This is a genomic window from Nocardia brasiliensis IFM 10847 (assembly GCF_000710915.1).
GTDB classification, from domain to species: Bacteria; Actinomycetota; Actinomycetes; order Mycobacteriales; family Mycobacteriaceae; genus Nocardia; species Nocardia brasiliensis_A.
The window spans coordinates 17,538-35,624 of sequence record NZ_BAUA01000068.1 but is presented as its reverse complement, the minus strand read 5'-3'; the positions used below and the strand labels follow the sequence as shown (position 1 = coordinate 35,624).

Annotated in this window: 22 protein-coding genes; 8 read left to right on the top strand and 14 right to left on the bottom strand. The window is 67.2% G+C overall.

Annotated features, from left to right (window positions below; genetic code table 11):
- Positions 1–246 precede the first annotated feature (246 nt).
- The gene (locus tag NBRGI_RS14445) at positions 247–1,743 is read left to right on the top strand and encodes an MFS transporter (protein WP_029896471.1); all 1,497 of its coding nucleotides are present in this window, start codon (positions 247–249) and stop codon (positions 1,741–1,743) included.
- Here NBRGI_RS14445 and NBRGI_RS14440 read toward each other — a convergent pair.
- The 3 genes from NBRGI_RS14440 to NBRGI_RS14430 form a co-directional block, all read right to left on the bottom strand.
- Positions 1,733–2,299, bottom strand: coding sequence for a hypothetical protein (locus NBRGI_RS14440; RefSeq protein WP_029896469.1), 567 nt, complete (start codon positions 2,297–2,299; stop codon positions 1,733–1,735). The two genes, NBRGI_RS14445 and NBRGI_RS14440, sit on opposite strands and share 11 nt — an antisense overlap.
- A 107-nt stretch (positions 2,300–2,406) precedes the next feature.
- Entirely contained in the window at positions 2,407–3,282 is an 876-nt protein-coding gene (locus NBRGI_RS14435; RefSeq protein WP_029896467.1) for an NAD(P)-dependent oxidoreductase, read from the bottom strand.
- Between the two features lie 32 nt (positions 3,283–3,314).
- Positions 3,315–3,884, bottom strand: a complete 570-nt coding sequence (locus NBRGI_RS14430) for an NADPH-dependent FMN reductase (protein WP_029896465.1) — start codon at positions 3,882–3,884, stop codon at positions 3,315–3,317.
- A 135-nt stretch (positions 3,885–4,019) separates the two neighbouring features.
- Here NBRGI_RS14430 and NBRGI_RS14425 point away from each other — a divergent pair, with 135 nt between their 5' ends.
- The 3 genes from NBRGI_RS14425 (at position 4,020) to NBRGI_RS14415 (ending at position 5,890) form a co-directional block, all read left to right on the top strand.
- Positions 4,020–4,472, top strand: a complete 453-nt coding sequence (locus NBRGI_RS14425) for a MarR family winged helix-turn-helix transcriptional regulator (RefSeq protein ID WP_014983351.1) — start codon at positions 4,020–4,022, stop codon at positions 4,470–4,472.
- Positions 4,473–4,562: 90 nt separating this feature from the next.
- Positions 4,563–4,946 (top strand): DoxX family protein, encoded by a 384-nt coding sequence (locus tag NBRGI_RS14420; RefSeq protein WP_029896463.1) that lies wholly within the window; start codon positions 4,563–4,565, stop codon positions 4,944–4,946.
- A gap of 53 nt (positions 4,947–4,999) precedes the next feature.
- On the top strand, positions 5,000–5,890 hold the full coding sequence (locus tag NBRGI_RS14415; RefSeq protein ID WP_029896461.1) for an RNA polymerase sigma-70 factor: 891 nt from the start codon (positions 5,000–5,002) through the stop codon (positions 5,888–5,890).
- Between the two features lie 120 nt (positions 5,891–6,010).
- On the opposite strand, the gene NBRGI_RS14410 is transcribed toward NBRGI_RS14415, so the two are convergent.
- A complete protein-coding gene (locus NBRGI_RS14410) occupies positions 6,011–6,328 on the bottom strand; it encodes a DUF222 domain-containing protein (RefSeq protein WP_235210952.1) in 318 nt (105 codons plus the stop codon).
- 304 nt (positions 6,329–6,632) lie between these two features.
- A complete protein-coding gene (gene aat / locus NBRGI_RS14405) occupies positions 6,633–7,370 on the bottom strand; it encodes a leucyl/phenylalanyl-tRNA--protein transferase (RefSeq protein WP_200882168.1) in 738 nt (245 codons plus the stop codon).
- A gap of 166 nt (positions 7,371–7,536) precedes the next feature.
- Between aat and NBRGI_RS45165 the strand changes: the two genes are divergently transcribed.
- A complete protein-coding gene (locus NBRGI_RS45165) occupies positions 7,537–8,343 on the top strand; it encodes a DUF4328 domain-containing protein (protein WP_081878052.1) in 807 nt (268 codons plus the stop codon).
- 131 nt (positions 8,344–8,474) lie between these two features.
- Complete coding sequence (locus NBRGI_RS45160; protein WP_051727751.1) at positions 8,475–9,242, top strand: MerR family transcriptional regulator; 768 nt, start codon at positions 8,475–8,477, stop codon at positions 9,240–9,242.
- 130 nt (positions 9,243–9,372) lie between these two features.
- Here the strand turns inward: NBRGI_RS45160 and NBRGI_RS14390 are convergent, their stop codons facing one another.
- The 8 genes from NBRGI_RS14390 to NBRGI_RS14355 form a co-directional block, all read right to left on the bottom strand.
- Positions 9,373–10,284, bottom strand: coding sequence for a phosphotransferase (locus NBRGI_RS14390; RefSeq protein WP_029896451.1), 912 nt, complete (start codon positions 10,282–10,284; stop codon positions 9,373–9,375).
- 73 nt (positions 10,285–10,357) lie between these two features.
- A complete protein-coding gene (locus NBRGI_RS14385) occupies positions 10,358–11,545 on the bottom strand; it encodes an FAD-dependent monooxygenase (RefSeq protein WP_029896449.1) in 1,188 nt (395 codons plus the stop codon).
- Positions 11,546–11,725: 180 nt separating this feature from the next.
- Positions 11,726–11,983, bottom strand: a complete 258-nt coding sequence (locus NBRGI_RS14380; RefSeq protein WP_029896447.1) for a hypothetical protein — start codon at positions 11,981–11,983, stop codon at positions 11,726–11,728.
- Positions 11,984–12,229: 246 nt separating this feature from the next.
- A complete protein-coding gene (locus NBRGI_RS14375) occupies positions 12,230–13,402 on the bottom strand; it encodes a DUF6545 domain-containing protein (protein ID WP_029896446.1) in 1,173 nt (390 codons plus the stop codon).
- Between the two features lie 12 nt (positions 13,403–13,414).
- On the bottom strand, positions 13,415–13,915 hold the full coding sequence (locus NBRGI_RS14370; protein ID WP_051727750.1) for a hypothetical protein: 501 nt from the start codon (positions 13,913–13,915) through the stop codon (positions 13,415–13,417).
- A 436-nt stretch (positions 13,916–14,351) separates the two neighbouring features.
- On the bottom strand, positions 14,352–14,999 hold the full coding sequence (locus tag NBRGI_RS14365; RefSeq protein ID WP_029896442.1) for a maleylpyruvate isomerase N-terminal domain-containing protein: 648 nt from the start codon (positions 14,997–14,999) through the stop codon (positions 14,352–14,354).
- A gap of 148 nt (positions 15,000–15,147) precedes the next feature.
- Positions 15,148–15,633: a hypothetical protein gene (locus tag NBRGI_RS14360; RefSeq protein WP_029896440.1), complete on the bottom strand. Its 486-nt coding sequence runs from the start codon at positions 15,631–15,633 to the stop codon at positions 15,148–15,150.
- A gap of 123 nt (positions 15,634–15,756) precedes the next feature.
- Entirely contained in the window at positions 15,757–16,332 is a 576-nt protein-coding gene (locus tag NBRGI_RS14355; protein ID WP_029896438.1) for a TetR/AcrR family transcriptional regulator, read from the bottom strand.
- 77 nt (positions 16,333–16,409) lie between these two features.
- Between NBRGI_RS14355 and NBRGI_RS14350 the strand changes: the two genes are divergently transcribed.
- Both NBRGI_RS14350 and NBRGI_RS14345 read left to right on the top strand, forming a co-directional pair.
- Positions 16,410–16,802, top strand: a complete 393-nt coding sequence (locus tag NBRGI_RS14350; protein ID WP_029896435.1) for a nuclear transport factor 2 family protein — start codon at positions 16,410–16,412, stop codon at positions 16,800–16,802.
- Positions 16,799–17,311, top strand: coding sequence for a DUF1772 domain-containing protein (locus NBRGI_RS14345; RefSeq protein WP_029896433.1), 513 nt, complete (start codon positions 16,799–16,801; stop codon positions 17,309–17,311). The genes NBRGI_RS14350 and NBRGI_RS14345 overlap by 4 nt, the downstream gene beginning before the upstream one ends.
- Before the next feature lie 8 nt (positions 17,312–17,319).
- On the opposite strand, the gene NBRGI_RS14340 is transcribed toward NBRGI_RS14345, so the two are convergent.
- The gene (locus NBRGI_RS14340; protein ID WP_029896431.1) at positions 17,320–18,057 is read right to left on the bottom strand and encodes a MerR family transcriptional regulator; all 738 of its coding nucleotides are present in this window, start codon (positions 18,055–18,057) and stop codon (positions 17,320–17,322) included.
- Positions 18,058–18,087 lie beyond the last annotated feature (30 nt).

Sequence of the window (18,087 nt, the reverse complement as noted above, 5' to 3'; positions counted from 1 at the left end):
GACTCCTTGTTGCTTCTGTAGTGGATTCGAGGTGGTGACTTATATCCCAGGCCATGTAGCCGTCTGCGTTCCCCCACGTCCTGATTTGTGAACGTGTGCGGGGGCGGACGTCGCGCTGGCCTGAGTGATGTCACCCAATCCCTGCCATTCCCGGGTGTAGCTCTGCCGACTGCCCCGGGTTTCGTGTTGTCCGGACCTGGTGGGGTCGACGGCGAGCTCCCCGATTCCTGAACCAGGAGTCCCGCCATGAATTCCTCCGTGCTCGACAACGAGCCCGAACACACCCCTGAGCACTCGGCCCATCCCTCATCCGGCACGGCGTCGACGATGACGACCGCTGCCAGGATCGCCCTCGCGGTCGTGCTGACCGGCGAACTGATGAGCATTCTCGACGATTCGGTCGTCCTGACGGTCATGCCTACGCTGCAACGCTCGCTCGGCGCCGGAGCGGCGGTGGTGCAGTGGCTGACCGCGGGCTACGCGCTGACCTTCGCGCTCGGCTTGATCACCGGTGGCAGGCTCGGTGACCTGTACGGCCGGCGCAGGGTCTTCCTGCTCGGCACCGCCGGCTTCACCCTCGCCTCACTGCTGTGCGGCATCGCGACCGGGCCCGGCATGCTGATCGCCGCCCGTGTGCTCCAGGGCGGTGCCGCGGCCGTGATGATCCCGCAGGTCCTGGCGACCCTGCACGTCACCTTCGACGGCGCGAACCGCAGTCGGGCGTTCGGTCTCTACGGGGCCATCCTGTCGATGGGCAGTGTCGTGGGTCCGGTGCTGGGCGGCGTGCTCACCGAGGCCGACCTGTTCGGGTTGGCCTGGCGGCCGATCTTCTTGATCAACATTCCCGTCGGGCTCGTCGTGCTCGTTCTCGGACGCAAGTTCATCATCGAGTCGACTGCGGCGAAGGCCGACCGCCTCGACCTCGCCGGGGTGCTGCTGTCGGCGATCGCGATGGTGCTGCTCGTCTTCCCCCTCACCGAGGGCCACGCCCACGGCTGGCCGCTGTGGTGTTTCGCCATGCTCGCCGGCGGTGGGCTGGTGCTCGGCGTCTTCCTCCGCCACCAGCGGCGCCGCCGGCACGATTCGCCGCTGATCGCGCTGTCGCTGTTCAAGGACAAGCAGTTCTCCGGCGGTCTGTCGGCGCAGCTGACAATGGCCTTGCTGTGCGGGCTGCTGTTCCTGACCTGGAGCCTGTACCTGCAGCACGGCCTGGGCATGAGCCCGCTGATGGCAGCCGCGGCGTTCACGTTGCTCGCCCTCGGCGAGCTGGCCGGTGCGATGACCGCGACGAAGACGGCTGGACGCTTCGCGCGCCGTCTGCCGCAAACCGGGGCCCTGATCGCTCTCGCCGCGACCGCGGCCTACGGGATCCAGGTCGGTAGCGGGCAAGCCGAGCTGACTCTGCTCGCGATGGCGGCCCCCGTGGTGCTGCTCGGGTTCGGCTTCGGACTGATCGGCGGACCGATCGCCGACCTGAGCCTGGCGAAGGTTCCGCACGAACGCGCCGGTTCAGCCTCGGGGTTGTTCAACACCGCGCTCCAGCTGGGCTACGCCGTGGGTATCGCGCTGGCCGGTCCGGTGTTCTTCGCCGCTACCGGCGGCGCGTCCACGAGCGCCCTCGACCGCGACGCGTTCACCGGCGTGCTGTGCTGGGTCGGTGTGGCCTCGGCCGTGCTGTGGGTCCTGATGTTCTGCCTGCCCCGACGCGCAAACAGCGCCGCCGAACGGTCCGCTACTTCATGAGCCGGAGCAAGCCCAATTCGGGTTCGAGCGCGCCGTCCTGGCCGAGCGCCAGGAAGTCCGCCTCGACCGCCGAGCGAGCCAGTTGTCCGGCCCGGACCGCCCGGTAGCGCACGAACGACCAGAGGAAGACATCGAGGTTGTCGAAGCGGGTGCCGCCCTCCACCACCTCCTCCTCGTGAAACCACACGGCCACTTGGCCATTGGTGAGGACCACGTACAGGTTGCCGCCGCCGTCGGCGCCGATCGAGTAGACGTCGTCGTCGGTGAGTTCGGTCGTATAGTCCGAATCGAGGATGCCGCAATCGTTTCCGGCGAAATCGAAGCCGTAGGACCAGTCGGAGATGTCCAGGAACTGCGGCAGCAGGCCGGAGCGCACCCGCCGGTCGAACGCGCTCAGTGCTGCGGCGTCGGACGGCGCGAGGCGAGCGAGAAACGTTGCCACCGACCGTGTTTCCTCCGGCACCTGAACTCGCGGCGCGGTGGGGAACCAGCGCGCCAGGTCGGCGTCGAGGTCGCGTTCGGTGTAGCCGACGAGGCCGGCGGTGGAGACAGGCATGCCGAGCATCCTAGAAGGCGCGGCACTGGTCGAAGCTCGGGTAGACCGTTGCCCCGCAACGTGAACGCCACGCGGCGGGGCCTGCGTCCTGGATCCGGACGTGCTGCTCAGCGGGGGCGGCCGGTGGACCGCTGCCGGGTGACTTCGGCGACGCTCGCCCAGTCGAGTTCCGCGCCGATCTGCTCGACCGCGGTGGCGAACACGTCGTGCAGGACCGGTCCGGTCGGTAGGTGGGTGCCGAGGTCGTCGGCGGCGCTCAGTGCGAGGCGCAGGTCCTTCAATCCCAGTGTGGTGGTGAAACCCGGCGGCGTGAAAGTGCTTGTCGCGATGGCGTTGCCGTAGCCGCCGTACACCGGGCCCGGGAAGATCGAATCGTTGATCATTTCGACGAACCGCCCCGCGTCCAGTTCGGCGTGCTGCAGCAGCGTGATCGATTCGGACAGTGCCTGTAGCGCGTGCAGGATCAAGTAGTTGACCGCGATCTTCACCGTCGGTGCGGCGTCCACGGCGGCGCCGAAGTCCCACACCCGCCGGCCGAGCGCGGCGAGCATCGGTGCCGCCGCGGCTCGGACGTCCTCCTCGCCCGAGATCAGCACGGCGAGCTGGCCGGCCACCACCGCCTCGGGCCGGCCGATCACCGGGGCGCTGAGGTAGTCCCCGCCGGCCGCGGCGAATTCGCGAGCCGCTGCCGGACTGATGGTCGCGTGGTTGATGTGCACGAAACCCGCTGGCGCGGAGCGGATCCGGTCCGCGGTGAAGACCTGCCGCACCGCCTCTTCGTTGCTGAGCATCGAGAAGACCGTCCCGGTGGCGATCGCGTCCTCGGGGCGGTCGGCGAGCGTCGCGCCGCGCGCCAGCAGCTCGTCCGCCTTGCCTGCGGTCCGGCTCCACACGGTGACGTCGTAACCGGCATCGAGCAGTCGGCCTGCGAGGGCGGCGCCCATCTTCCCGAGACCGATGAAGCCCACCTGGTGAGTTGTCATGATTGTTTCTCCGTTCTCCTAGAGGACTGCGGTCATGAGTTGCCGTCGAGTGCGCGGGCCATCTCCGCGCCGATCTTGCGTAGTAGTTCCCGGTTCGGGCCGAGCGTGGTGTCGAGGTCGCGCAGCTGCCAGTTCTCGTCCACGTCCTGTTCGGTGATGACGGCCTCGACGTGTGTCTCGAGCAGCCGCATGTGCAGTCCGTGCAGGACGCCGATGAGCTGTTCGGCGCCTCGGCTGCCACCGTGGGTGCCGTATGTCAGCAGGCTCGCGGGGCGGTCGCGCCATTCCCAGTAGAGATAGTCCAGCGCGTTCTTCAGCACCCCCGGGTAGCCCCAATTGTATTGCGGGAAGACGAAAAAGAAGCCGTGGTAGCTCTGCACGAGCCGGCTCCAAGCCCGAGTGTGCTCATGCTCGTACTGCCTGAGCGCGGCCTTGCGGGGTTCGTCCAGGAACGGCAGCCCGACCTCGGCGAGATCGAGCAGGTCATAGTGGAGGTCGCTCTCCTCCCGCAGGGCGTCGCGCGCCCAGGCGGCGATACCGGCGCAGATGCGGGTGGGGCGGGTGCTGCCGATGAGGACGGCGACGCGCCTCTTCTCGGTCATAGGTCTGCCCCTTCCCTGTCGAGCCTTGCTGCGGCCCGAGCCCGCGTGCCTACCAATTGTTCGTGACAAATACTGTTGGTGTCACGAACTAAAATAGTTGGTATCGCGAACTGAATCAAGCTAACCTGGCTTACTGTGACCACTGACGCACCCGACCCGGAGCTGGACCTGGTCGACGGGCTCATCCAGCTGTCGTTCATCCTGCAAGCCGTCCTGGGACGTCTCGCCGGCCAGCAAGGGCTATCGGTCACTCAGTTGCGCATGCTCGCCGTGCTCGACGATCGCGAGATCGGCATGCAGCAGCTGGCCGGCATCCTGGAGCTGGAGAAGTCCAGCGTCACCGGCTTGGTCGATCGCGCCGAGCGGCGCGGCCTGGTGCGGCGGATCGCCGTCCCCGGAAACCGGCGCGCCGTCCATGTCACCGTCACCGCCGACGGACGCGCCGTCGTGCATCTGGTGCGCGACGCGGTCCGGGCCGAGATCGGCAATCTGGCAAACACTTTGAGCGAGCGGCAGCAGGGCTCCTTCCGCCGCTCGATCGAAACGCTGATCTCGCATTACGTCACCCAGCACGGCATTCCGGTGTGAGCGCCGGTGCTGCGGTGACCTGCGTCACGCAATGTCACGGGCGTCGGCTCAGCGGTGTCTTCAGGTCGAACGTCGAAACGAGGAGACCTGATGAACATCGCACTGTGGATCGTCACCGGACTGCTGGCCGCCGTCGCATCGGCCAGCGGCACCATCAAAATGTTCACGCCCAAGGCGAAACTGGCCCAGGCGCCCGGCGGGCGCTGGACCGCCACCGCGGGCGCGGGAGTCATCAAAACCCTTGGCGGCGTGGAGGTCCTGGCCGCGATCGGATTGATCCTGCCCGCCGTGCTCGGTATCGCGCCGGTGCTCGTTCCGGTCACCGCGGTGTGCTGGGCGCTGCTGATGGTCGGGGCGATGATCGCCCACGCCCGCTATGGCGAATACAAGGTCATCACCGCCAATGTGGTCTACCTCGCGATGGCGGTTTTCGTAGCCTGGGGCAGGTTCTGGCTCGAACCCTTCACCGCCTGACCCGGTAGCCTTGCCGAGCATTTCCTGGCCAGGCACGAGGAGCAGAGTTCGCGATGACGACCACAGCCGACCCGGCGATCGACCCGTTCGTCGCGCACCGCAACCTCTTGTTCACCATCGCCTACGAAATGCTCGGCTCCGCCGCCGATGCCGAAGACGTCCTGCAGGAAACCTGGCTGCGGTGGGCCCAGGTCGAGGTGGACCGGATCGACGATCCGCGTGCCTATTTGGTGCGGATCGCCAGCCGCCAGGCCCTGAACCGGATGCGCACGCTGAAACGCCGGAAGGAGGCGTATGTCGGGCCGTGGCTGCCCGAACCGCTGATCACTGCACCGGACGTGGCCGAGGATGTCGAACTCGCCGAAAGCATGTCGATGGCGCTGATGCTCGTCCTCGAGGCGCTCTCGCCCACCGAGCGGGTGGTCTTCGTGCTGCGCGAGGTCTTCGACGTCAGCTATGACGAGATCGCTGCCGCCGTCGACAAGACGCCGGTCGCCGTTCGCCAGATCGCCCGGCGGGCCCGCGGGCACGTCGAAGCTCGACGCCCGCGGTCGGTGGTTTCCCCGGCGCAGGCCAAGGCGGCGCTGGAGTCTTTCCAGCAGGCGTTGGAAACCGGTGATCCGCAAGGGCTGCTCACTGTGCTGGCCCCGGATGTCGTGCTGCTCACCGACGGTGGCGGCGTAAAGACCGCGGCCCGGGTGCCGATCATCGGCATCGAGAAGGTACTCAGGAACCTGCTGGTCGGCTTCGGCAAGATCAACCCCACGCTCCGCACGGAACCCACCGTGGTCAACGGCGGCCCGGCCCTCATCATGCGCTGGGACAACGAAATCGGCATCATGAGTTTCCGCATCGACAACGGTCGCATCACCGGCCTCTACTTCGTCCGAAACCCGGAAAAACTCACCCACCTCGACTCTCGCACGGGCCTCAGCTTGCACTGACCCACTGCGCCACAGTCGTTCTCGTGGCCGCTTCCCTGGCGGCACTCAGGTGCGGGGTGTTTCGTCACGCGAGCATGCCGGTCATTCGGGGTAACCCTGGATGGGCCGGGCAGCACTACATCAGCTTGCGGCCGCCAGCACCCGCCACACCTTCTTGGAACGCGAGCGGGCCTGCGGAGCCGCGGTTTCGATTCGTCGGCGCGCTTCGTGGGCGGTGATGCGCAGCAGATCGGTCAACAGCTCCACGGTGTCCCGGTAGCCGGTGTCTGCGGCGAGGCCACGTCGCTCGGCTTCGGCGACGGCCGCGCGCATGGCGGCATCCAGTCGCCGTCGACGGCGTTCGGTTTCGACTAGGGTGCGCAGCAGATCGACGTCGGCCAGTTCCGGCCATCCTGGTGTTTGAGCATCCGGCGCCAGCGCGGTCGAATGTATGGTCACGCGGGTGAGCTTACCGCAAAGATAGAACATATGTTCGACAACTCGGCATGTTGGACTAGCCGAGTCGGCGTCGCTTCCGATGCACTGTTGCTGACCTGCGGTCGGATGAAATCGGAAGGCGAGAACGTAGGCGTTGCGCCGGTTCCCGAGTCCGGCATGGGCGCGCCGATCGAGGCTGGGGGCCGCCACCGAAACGCGCGCAGCCGTCGCGAGGGAACGCGGTACTTTTCGGGATATTCGCACCCCTTCTGGACTCCGCAAGGGCGCGAATCCCGACAAAGGGTGTAGATGCGGCGGGTACCGCTCACGCCGGTAAATGGTTGGGGGAGTCGGGGACTGGGATGTCGAACTGCCAGGCGCCGACGAGGCCGGGGCGGGCGGCGGCCTGCATGTGCAGGCGCAGGTAGTCCGTACGGGGGAGGTCGATCGCGCCGAGGGAGGTGAGGTGGCTGGAGGTGACTTGGCAGTCGATGAGAGCGAAATCCCAGGCGGTCAGTTGGGCGCACAGCCAGTACAGCGCGACCTTGGAGGTGTCGCGGGCGCGGGAGAACATGGATTCGCCGGCGAAGGAGCGGCCGCGGGCAACGCCGTAGAGGCCGCCGACCAGTTCACCGTCGCGCCACACCTCGACCGAGTGCGCGTGACCGAGGTGGTGCAGTCGCAGGTAGGCGGCCTGCATGTCGGAGCCGATCCAGGTTCCGGCCTCTTTGTCCCGCGGGCCGGCGCACTGCGACATCACGTCGGCGAAGGCGTGATCCATGGTCACCGCGTAGTCGGCATTGGCGACAGATCGCCGATAGGACCTGCTCACCCGCAGGTCGGTCGGTATCAGAATGCTTCGCGGATCCGGGCAGTACCAGTGGATCGTCTCGCCGGGGTTGTACCAGGGAAAGATGCCTGCCGAATAAGCGTCCAGCAACCGCTGCGGCGACAGGTCCCCGCCGAACGCGACCAGCCCGGACGAATCCGCGAGTTCGACAGACGGAAAAGGCTGGTCTGCGTCCACCAGATACATCCGCATCAGGTCACCGGCGTCGCTCACCGGACCGACCTTACCGACCTGCGTTCAGTCGGTTCGGGTGTCGTGGGTGGCACGGTGACCTGACGCATGATCGAAGGTTTCCCGTTGCGGTCCGGTGCGACATGATGTCTCGGGGCCGTTGCCACGGGCGGTATGGTGCGCCGTTGGAACCGAAGGGATTTGGACGATGTCAGTGGGGTGGGACGCTGCGCTCGCGCGCGGCGGAAGGAACGTCCGTCCGATCGGAGCGCTCGCGGCCTGGGCGATCGGCCTGGTCGCCGCGGCGGTGGTCATGATGTTCGTCAGCGCGATCGCCGACTGGCGGCTCCTCGCGGATTTCGAGAAGAGCTGGGGGCAGCCGGGTGTCACACGCACGGAGTGGCAGTCCTACACCGGGGTCGGCGTCCTCGCACACCTGCTGCAGTTCAGTGCGGGAATCGTCGTCATCAGCTGGCTGTGGCGGGCGCGTCACAATGCCGAAGCACTGTGCACGGCACGGCATCGGCTCGCCAACGGGTGGGTGATCGGCGGCTGGTTCTGCCCTGTCGTCAATTTGTGGTTCCCGCACACGATCATGTCGGATGTGTGGCGGGCGAGCGACCCTCGGACGCCACCGGACGCACCCGATCTGCGTGGCCGTCCCGGCAGCGCATTGGTCACCGCGTGGTGGTTGTTCTTGCTGCTCGGTTGGGTGCTCGGCTTCGTGGCGCTGGTCTTGGGTATTCCGTCGTCGCGGACCTTCGCTCCGACCTTCGATCTCTATTGTTTTCCGAGCGGCCGGGACATGAGCCAGTACGGCGGCGACACTCTGATAGAGCGATTTCAGCGCTCCGCCGCAACCGTAACTATCCGCCGCCAGGAGTACGGCTTCCAGGACCCCAAAATCGTTGTCTCGTTCGAGAATTCACCCCGAAACTCCTGCCACATCTATTCCGAGGCGCCGCCGGACCGCGAAAGCGAGCATGTCGAATGGTGGCGTTCCGCACCCTTGTGATCCCCGACCGGGGACGGTCGCCGTCATCATGCAATCCAGCAGGAAGTTCCGGCTTGCTCCTTACCTGACGTCAGGGCCTAGCGTCGGCCGTACCAGCGCGAGCTGCGTCGGTGGAAGTGAGCTGAACGCGGATGGAAGAGAAGGGAATCGAGCAGGTGTGGAAGGTCGGTGAACTTGCGACCGAGACCGGATTGACGGTTCGGACACTGCATCATTACGACCGGATCGGGTTGGTGCGCCCCGCCGAGCGCACCAACGCAGGTCACCGCCGCTACACCGAATCCGACGTCCAGCGCCTATATCAGGTTCTGGCACTGCGCCAGCTCGGTCTGGGGTTGGACCAGATCGCGAACGTGCTCGCGGGAACTGTGGCGATGGCGCAGGTGTTGGTCGCACACCGTGATCGTCTGGCCGCTCAGGTGATCGCGATGCAGGACCTACATGCCCTCGTGACGAGGCTGGCGGCAACGGCGGAGAACCGGCCCGATATTTCCGTGAATCACTTTCTGGGCTTGATCAGGAGGACTGTCGTGATCGAAGACACTATCAAGAAATACTTCACCCGAGAGAATGCCGAGGCTTTTACCAGGCTCTACTTCGCCCAGCTCGCGGCCCAGCAAAGCGCACTGGAGCTGTGGTATGCCGAGGATGCCCGACTCGCCGCCGGGGATGTTTCGTATGTCGGAACGACGGCGATCGTCGGGCAGCTCCTACGGTTTCCGCAGGCTGCGTACTCTGTCGGCGTAATTCGTGTTCGGCCAGGCACCGATAATTCGACCGTTCTTCGGGCGACTGGAACTTACATCTTGGACGGGACTTCAGCAGCCCGACCGTTCGAGACATCGCTCACGTTGAACGCTTCTTCGACGATCGCCGACCAGACCTTCCACGGTATCTAGATCGCGGAGGGGACTCCGCTAGATCCTCGCGCCATGCAGCCTTGCGCACGATCTCGGTGCCGGGCAAAGTTCAGCACAGCAAGAGGTTTCGTGCTCACATGTTGCCGAAGGCGGAAGCTGTGCGCGAGTATCAGGCGCGCAGTTTCGGCGATCCCTGCAGGACGCGTTCGAGGGCTGCCCGGCCTGCGGGGCCCCAGTGTGGTTTGCCGCCGGGGAGGCCGCGATCTCCGTTCTGCCCCATGAGGATCAGGAAGAGGCTCTTCATTGCGGCCAGGCCGCGGGCGCGCCGGATCGCTGATTCGTCCGCGTGCGCGTAGGTGTCGAAGAAGCGGGTGGCTGTGCCTGCTGGTAGCAGGACCCAGGCGGCGGCGAGATCCCATGCTGGATCGCCGGCGAACATGTCACCGAAATCGATTATGCCCGAGATGGTTCCGTTTGAGACTACGACGTTGGCGGGGTGCAGGTCACCGTGTACCCACACCGGCGGGCCCGCCCACGCCGGGGCGGCAGTCGCGTCCGCCCAGACGTCGCGGACGTCGGCAGCGATGCCGTCCAGGGCAACGGCTCGCAGGAAGTTCTCGAAGCCGCCCGTATAAATCCTGGGGTGCGCGCCGCGGTCCTTGGCGGTCGGCGCTTCGGCGGGCGCCGCCACATGAAGTGCCCGCAGGAAGCCCGCCAGGGTATCCGCCGCGTCGGCGCCCCGGTTGATCGAGGCGTGATCCAGCGGTTCGCCGGGCACCCACGTCATCACCGTCCAATGCTTGGGGAACCGCTCGGACGGTGCACCGAACCGCACGGGCCTCGGCACCGGCAGCGGCAGGCGCGGAGCCAGCACCGGCAGCCACCGCCGCTCCTTCAGCTGAAGCTCCGGGGTGGGGTCCATGCGCTGCATCCGCACCACCAACTCGTCCCCGAGCCGCCACATTTGATTTCCCCAGCCCCCCACCACCTCCCGAATCGCAAGCCCCGCCAGATCCGGATGCTGCTCCCGCAACAACGCACGCACCAGCTCAGCCGAAACCTCGATCTCATTGCCGGTCACACGAAGTCACAGTACTGCGTCGCGGATTCCGGCGATGTCCGCGCTGGTCGGCCTCCGCGCGGATGGGGGCGGGTCAAGGGGTGGTAGAGGGGATCGGGGGGACTTCTGCGTAGTCGGGGAGGTCGAGGTTCAAGGCGCGGTCGATCAGGGCGGTGAACCATTCTCCAGTGAAGTCGGGGGCGGGGTCAGGCCCGGGCAGGGCGCGGCTCTGCGCGTGCAGGCGGCCGATCTCCTGGTTGGCTTCGACGAACGAACGCATCCGCTGCTCGTAGGCGGCGAAGCCTAGCTGGGGGTTCCAGTCGGCGGCGGCGAGTTCGCCGGCCAGCACGTAGGCGCCGATCAGGGCCAGGCCGGTGCCCTGCCCGGACATCGGGGACGAGCTGAAGGCCGCGTCGCCGAGCAGTACCACCCGTCCGTTCGACCAACGGTCCATCACCACCTGGGCGACCTGGTCGAGATAGAAGTCGGGGGTGTCGTCCAGGTGCGCGAGGATGCGCGGGGTCGACCAGCCCAGGCCGGTCATCCGCTCGCGCAGCAGCCGCTTCTGCGCCGCGACGTCGCGGTAGTCGACGTCGAAATCGGTTGCGGTGAAGGAGAACATGGCCATCGCGCGGGTGGCGTCCTGGATTGGCCGCAGCATCGCGGAGCGCCCGGGTTCCTGATAGTCGAGCAGCCAGCGGTCCAAGCCGAATTCGTTGGGCACACTGTAGAAGGCCAGCACGTGTCCGAGGTGGCGGATGAACTGCTCGTGCGGTCCGAAGACCATCGCGCGCAACGCCGAATGCAGCCCGTCGGCGCCGACCACGAGGTCGAAGCGCCGGCGGTCGCCGCCCGCGAAGGTCACATCGACGCCGTCCGCGTCCTGGGTGAGTTCGGCGATCCGGTCGCCGAAGCGGTATTCGACATCGGCGCGGGTGTCGTCGTAGAGCACCCGGGACAGGTCACCGCGCAGGATCTCGATCTCGGCGATGTACCCGTCGCCGCCGTCGTCGTCGGCGCGGAAGGTCTCCAGCACGTTTCCGTCCGCGTCGACGGTGTGCGCGCCTGCGGTGTCGGTGCGGGCCGCGCGCACCGCCGCGTCCAAGCCCATCCGGCGGATGACCTCCCTGGTCACGCCGCGCGCGTCCACCGCCTGCCCACCGGGACGCAGCTCGGGCGCCCGCTCCACCACGGTCACCGCGGCGCCTCGCCTGCACAGCCAGTGCGCCAGCGCGGGGCCCGCGATGCTCGCTCCCGCCACCAAAACCTTGATTCCACTCACGCCGTAGACCCTTCGCACCGGTTCGGATCAGACCGGATCGTTCTCACCGCGCTGGGACGATCCCGGCGCGGGCCCACCGCTGTCGGTGTGTCGAAGGTATCGACGGCGGGTCCTCGCGAAATTCATCGGGGTTGGGAACGTTCCCAGCGACCGAGCGTGCGGGCGCCGGGAACCTGCCCGCTAGCGGCCCATGCCGGGTTCGCCGGAGCCGCCGGTGCCGGGGTTGCCCGGGCCACCGCCCTCGCCCATGCCCGGGTCGCCCGGACCGCCCTGCCCCATGCCCGGGTCGCCGGGGCCAGCCGCCTGCATGATGCCGGGATGCACGACAAAAGTGGCCGCCTCGGCATCGGCGAGTGCTGGACCGGTCAGCGTGACAGCCGCGGCTGCGCCGGCGATTGCCACTGCCGCGAAGCCGCGGTGAAAGGCGAACAAGCTCATCGAAACTCCCGCTCGAGAAGGACGACGGATCGTCGTCGGTGTTCGAACCGCGACCGGCTGGCCGGGCCACCGTCGAGACTAGGAAATGCGCGTAATTCGCGGAGTCATCCCGGTGTAACCGCAGCCCAATGCTCGAATATGTTGGCACACAGCAGGTCTGATGCGCCGGATGATGCGGCGCTGACGCGCTGCCGTGGCTCCGGCCGCGTAACGCGGGCGGGCAATGGATGATGCGGTGCTGACTCACTACCGCGTGCTCGGCTGCGCCACGCGGGCGGCGATGCCCTCGGCGCCGCTCCACTGCTGAGCAAGCGCGGTCAATTCGGTGACCTCGTCGAGGAGGCTGTCGGCGGCCACGACGGTGAAATGGCGGAGTCCGGTCGGTGCCGCGCCTTGCACCTTGGCATCGCGGGCGCGCACGAGCAGGACGGCACGATCCAATGCGTCGTAGGCAGGCCCGGCCGGGGCGGCACTCGAAATGGCGGCGGCGACCTCGGGCGGATGCGGTGTCGCGTAACGGGCCAGGTCCAGCATGCTGTCCCGGATCTCGATGACGGTGCGGTGCAGCAGGTATCGGTTGGGCTGGACGCCGTGCGGTACCGGACTGTGATGCACGATCTCCGGACACGCGGTGGTCAGTTCGCGCCAGAGGGGCCGCAGCGCTTTTCGGTGCCGGGTCAGATCGTCCACGCCCATCCGGCTGCGGGCCGCGGCGATGATGGCGATCAGCGTCAATCCCATGCACAGGACGAGAACGAAAAACACTCCGTTGCGATCTATTTCGGACTGGACATCGGTGAAGGAGTTGTGCGGCACGGTGATCCGGACGGCTGACGCGGCGATGGTCGCCACGATGCGTGCGAGCACCACGACGCCTGCGAGCAGGATCGCCACATACATTGCGGCGTCCCTACGCTCGACCTGCCTACGCAGTTCGGCGCCCGCGGCCCGAATCACAATCACCGCCATCGCGGTGCCGATCGGCGCGGTGCACAGCCAGTAGCCGAACTGTGCCCATCCGGTGCGCTCGAAGATCGTGCCGTCCCCTTCCCCGAAGGTGCTGAAACACAGTGCCGCAGCGCTGAATACGACGGCCAGCCCGTAGCAGACACGCGGCGATCGGGAACGGTGCAGCAGTGCGGTCCCGATCAACAGCCCGGCCGCATAGCCGACATTGAAACCGATGGCCCCGAGTTCGAGGAGCAACCTTTCGGTGAGCCGGCCGCCGGACAGCTCGCTGAGCAGACGGCATACCGTCGGTTCCCGGGTGGTCGCCGTGGCGACCAGGCAGCCGAACGCGATGGTGACATGCCGGTCGAGTTCGGTGCTGAACAGGCCGACCAGGCGACCGGCGAGCAACAGGCAGGCCGCGAGCACGGTGGGCAGCGTTACTGCGGTGGGCAGCGTCGAGGTGAACATCGCGCAGGGGACTCAGCGTCGAAAAAGCAAGCGGCCGAGCACCGAACGCGGCCGTTCGATATCGACGTCGGACATCAGCATGGAGGCGAACAGTTCGGCCTGGCTCTCGTCGACGTCGTCGTAGTCGCTGCGCGCGAGCACTCGCAGTACGCTGTCGAGTTCCAGATCGGGGAACAGCGCGGCGAGGGTCCGGTGCCGCGCGCCCGGCGCGACGAATCCGGCGTGGTCGAGCAACAGGTGGGCGATCTCGTGCATCACGATGTGGTCGGTGTGATAGCCGGTGCTGGCCGCGTCGTAGGCGATGACGATATCGTCGGCGCGTTCGACGACGAGTCCGCACGGAAATCCACCCGTGGTCAGATCCTGTTGCGGAACAACCAGAATCGGCTTGCCCACCCGTTGCGCCACGTGTGCCACGAAAGTCGTCAGCTGCCACGGCCGTGGCACCTCCAGCGACGCCGCCAGCTGTCGTACTTGTTCGACCGCGGGGTCGACACCGGCGCGTCGGAACATGCAGCCATCTTTGCCGCCGATGGTTCGCCTTGTCCAGCGCCGCGCGCTGCCGTCCGACTGCCGGAAGTCGGCGATTGCGGCGAGATCGCTGGCCAGGGCCGCCGTGACCGGCCGGTGCGCGAATGATCACCAGGTCATGGTTGCGGCATCGGCCGAGAGGACGCCGCCACCATGACCTGGTGATCACGCGCCCAGTCGCGAATATCGGGTGGTGCGGCCCGGATGCGGCTGGAATCGTCGGGGCGGCGGCTGTGGAAGGGGGGCTGGTGTGGCCATGGTGCGGCGGTTCTGGATCGAGTTCGAGCTGCGATCGAGTCGAGCTGGCCGCGTATTTGACCGACTACCGCGATTACCTGTTCGGGGATCGCCCGGAGTCCAGGTATTTGCCTGGTGTGCAACAACTTCCGCAAGTACCGCCGGAGAAATGAATCGGCGGTCAGTCGCGCGGTGTGCCGTCCCAGCGCCATTTCGTCAGGGTCGGGCGGCTCGGCAGATCGGCCCGGCCGGTGGCCCACAGGAGCGTGGTCCACGGTTCGGTTTCGGTCGGGGCATCCGGGAACAGGCGGGTGAGGACTCGCGCGCACAGGTCGGCGGGCGGGTTCCAGGGAAGGTCGAGTCCTCGGACGAGGTCGTGGGTGTGCACCAAGGCTTCGACGATGCCCATGGCGGCGAACCCTTCCGGGTCCGAGACTCCGTAGACGTGGAAGGCGCGGGTCTGCGGCGGCTTCATACGCACCATGGCGCTCAGCAGTGCGCCGGTCGCCTCCAACGTCTGCAACAGGCCCGCGGGCCCGCAATCGCGTTCGGCGTGTACGGAATTGGCCGGGCCGCCCGCTCGCCGGCGCGTTGCGGTGAAGGGCACGTGACCGGTCAACGGGGGAGTGCTGGGCCCCATTTGCACGGCGTACGCGAAGAAGTCGTCGCCGAGGTGTTCGACGGTTTCCCAGCGGCTCCACTCCAGCGTTCCGGCCTGCTCGTCCCATGCGGCCTGCGGCACCGCGCGCAGCACCGCCACCGACAACCGCACGATCAGGTCCAGGTCGTCTGCGGTTACGGGAGAACGGGGATCGGTCGGTGCGGGCATGCTCGCACCTTACTGAACTCCACCCGGGGCAGTGCGAACCGATTTCGGCCATCGCCGCCAGATCGCGCACTCACCAGCGCCGACCGGCGTGCCCGGGACCGCCCGAGGTACACGAAGGCCGCATCGCGCGGCTTGCCGACCGAAGTTCTCATGACCTCGCGGTGGGCGGCGAAGCATCCTTCATGGGATGCAGTATCGGCGTGATGCCGCGCAGTATGACGATCAAGTCGTTTGCCCCGGAACGGGTTTCCGGGTCCGGGTGATTCGTGAGGGACGTGCAGAGACCGACGGCGATATCGCGGTCAGCGGCGTACACGCCGTAGACGTCGTGGACGGCGGTACCCAGCCATTCGGATTGCGTGCTGTCGGCCGTGGCGAAGGCGGCGGCCACCGCGGCGAGACCGTGGGTGTCTTTGCGGCGCAGAAGGGCCTCGGCCGTCGTCAGGGTGACGAAGGTGTTTTCGTCATCGAGGAGCAGGACCGCCAAAACCGCCTGCGCTTCGGCCATTTCGGCGAACGCGGCCAGGGCGTGTCCGGCGTCGGCGCGATCGCGGACGTCGATGCTGCGAGCCAGGGTCGCCAGCGCGGCGACGGCGGTAATCCTGGCGTCGTCGTTTCCGGGTCCTTCCTGCATGCTCGGAAAGTAGCAGCACGCTGGTCACCAGCGGCCTGCGCGGGTGCTGACCGCCGCGGTCACAGATGGCGACCGCCGGCGCCGCACGGTGATCGGCCGCTTCGGACGTGGAGACGTCGGTGCCTATCCCGCTGCGCGCACCAGCCGAAGCACGGTGTGGCGCAACGTCTCTTGGGCTTGCTCCAGTGACATGCGGTCGCTGCGGACCTGCTCGCCCGCCGCGTGGCTCACCGCGATGATGGCCGCGACCAGCCATTCCGCGGTGGCGGTGCGGTCGAATTCACCGGTGCGGTGTCCGCGCCGGATCAGTTTCAGGAGCCGGTCTTCGACCGGGACGTGGCGCTCGCGGTCGCGCTGGGGCGCGAACGCGCCGAGGAGTTCGGGCCCGGGGGACTGCCGGAAGAACTGCCAGCCGACGTCCAGCATGCGCAGCAGTGCCGCTGTCGCGGTACCGCTTTCGAGGTCCGCGGCGTCCATCGCGGCGATGGCCTGTGTCGTCGTGTGATCGATGACCGCGTGGAGCAGTTCTTCTCGCGAGGCGAAGTGTGCGTACACCGTCTGGCGGGTGACCCCGGCCGCGGCGGCGATGGCCGCCAGACCGACCTCCGGCCGTTCGGCGAGTAGACGAGTCGCGGCCGCCAGGATGTCGGCCCTGCTGCGCTCGGCGTCCGCGCGCCGTTTCGCTCTCGCCTCGGTCAAAATCTTACATCCTTGTCAAAGTTGATCCGACTGATCTAGCCTTTACAGCATTGTAAGAATTCTACTGCTGGAGTGCTATGAACCCCGCACCGAGTCGCGAGCCCGAACAACTGCTCACCGACTTCTTCACTGCCTACACCGCCGCGGCCGTGGATCCGGACAACGATCCCGCCGAGGTGATCGATCGTTTCCACACGCGTGACATCGTGCAGGTCGCCGACGGTGTCCGGCTCGACCGCGACCGTTTGGTCGCGCATCTGCGCCCCGTGCGAAAGAACCTGCGCCACTACCGTTTCGAAGTCCACGAAGCGGTGGCGGACGGCGCGCGTTTCGCCGCCCGGATGACCATCCACGCGCAGCTGCGCAAGGCGGATCTCGTCACCACCGAGGTCTTCATGTTCGGTGAGTTCGCGCCCGACGGCAGGCTGCGGCGGGCCGAACAACTCACCCGGACGGTTCCGGCCGCATGAGTGAGTCCGTCGTGCGTTGCGTGCGGGCGCTGGCGCTGCTCGCCACCGGGCTGTTGGCCGGTGCATTCGGTTACGGCGCAGCCAATCTCGCGCCGACCTTCCATCGGGTGCCGTTGCAGATGCGGCTGGATTTCCACACCGAGCTGATGAAGAACAACAGCGTCAGCATGCAGATCACCATGGCGGCTGCCGGGTTGAGCTGCTTCGGATTGGCGGTACTGCTACGCGGCCGGGCGCGGACTCTCGCCGCCGGGGCGGGCGCGCTGGTCGTGGGATCGTTCCTCGTCACCCGGCTGGGGAATGTGCCGATCAATCACCAGATCAACCGTTGGGCGGTGGAAGGCGCACCGGCCGATTACCTTTCGATCCTCACCCGCTGGGATTTCTTCCACTATCTGCGCACCGGCACCGCCCTCGCCGCGTTCGTCGTGATCATCGCGCTGGTCCTGCGGCCGGAGCGGATGCGCGAGGAACCCGCGCCGCGCGCCACGGCCGACAGCTCGCAATAGCGACGTATTCAGCTGTCGAGCACAGTGTTTCGCCGCTGCGTCGCGCGGTGCGCCAAGACCTCGAGCACCCGCTGCCACGCCGGTGCCGCCTCGGAGATCTGGGCGGTCACCAGTTTCAGGTAGCCCGGCTGTCCGGCGTCCTGTTCGTGCTCGATCGCCCAGGCGTCCAGATCTTCGATGAGCCGGTCCAGGCGGGGATCGCGCGGATCCCACTCCGCCGCTTGATCGGCGGCGAGGTAGAGCCGCACGGTCTCGGGATCGTCGAGACCGGCGTTCTTCTCCTGGACCCGCCGAGGCAGCAGGCCGGGGTCGAGGGCTTGCATCAGGATCCACGAGTCGCGTTCGAGCCGGACCCGCTGTTCGCTGATCCCGAGGCGGCGCATCCGGTCCAGGATGTCGACCACCTCGGGCGGCAGAACGAGCTTTTCCCCGCCCGCCAATTCGGCGATGCGGCGGCGGTATTCGCTCAACTCGTCGATCTTGCTCTGCAAGGCCTGATCGATATCGGTGATGGCCGAGGCGAATTCGGCGGGTGGCGCGTGCAGCAGCGCGTCGATCCGCGCCAACGGCACACCGGCATCCGCGAGAGTTCTGATCCGGATCAGATCCACTGCCGCTTGCGGACGGTAACGACGGTAGCCGGAGCCGTCCCGCTCGGGCTCGGGCAGCAAGCCGATCTGGTGGTAGTGGCGCACGGTGCGCACGGTGACACCGGCGGTGGCCGCCAGTTGGCCGATCGTGAGCACCTGCCTCCTAGATTTCGCGGGATGCGGTGC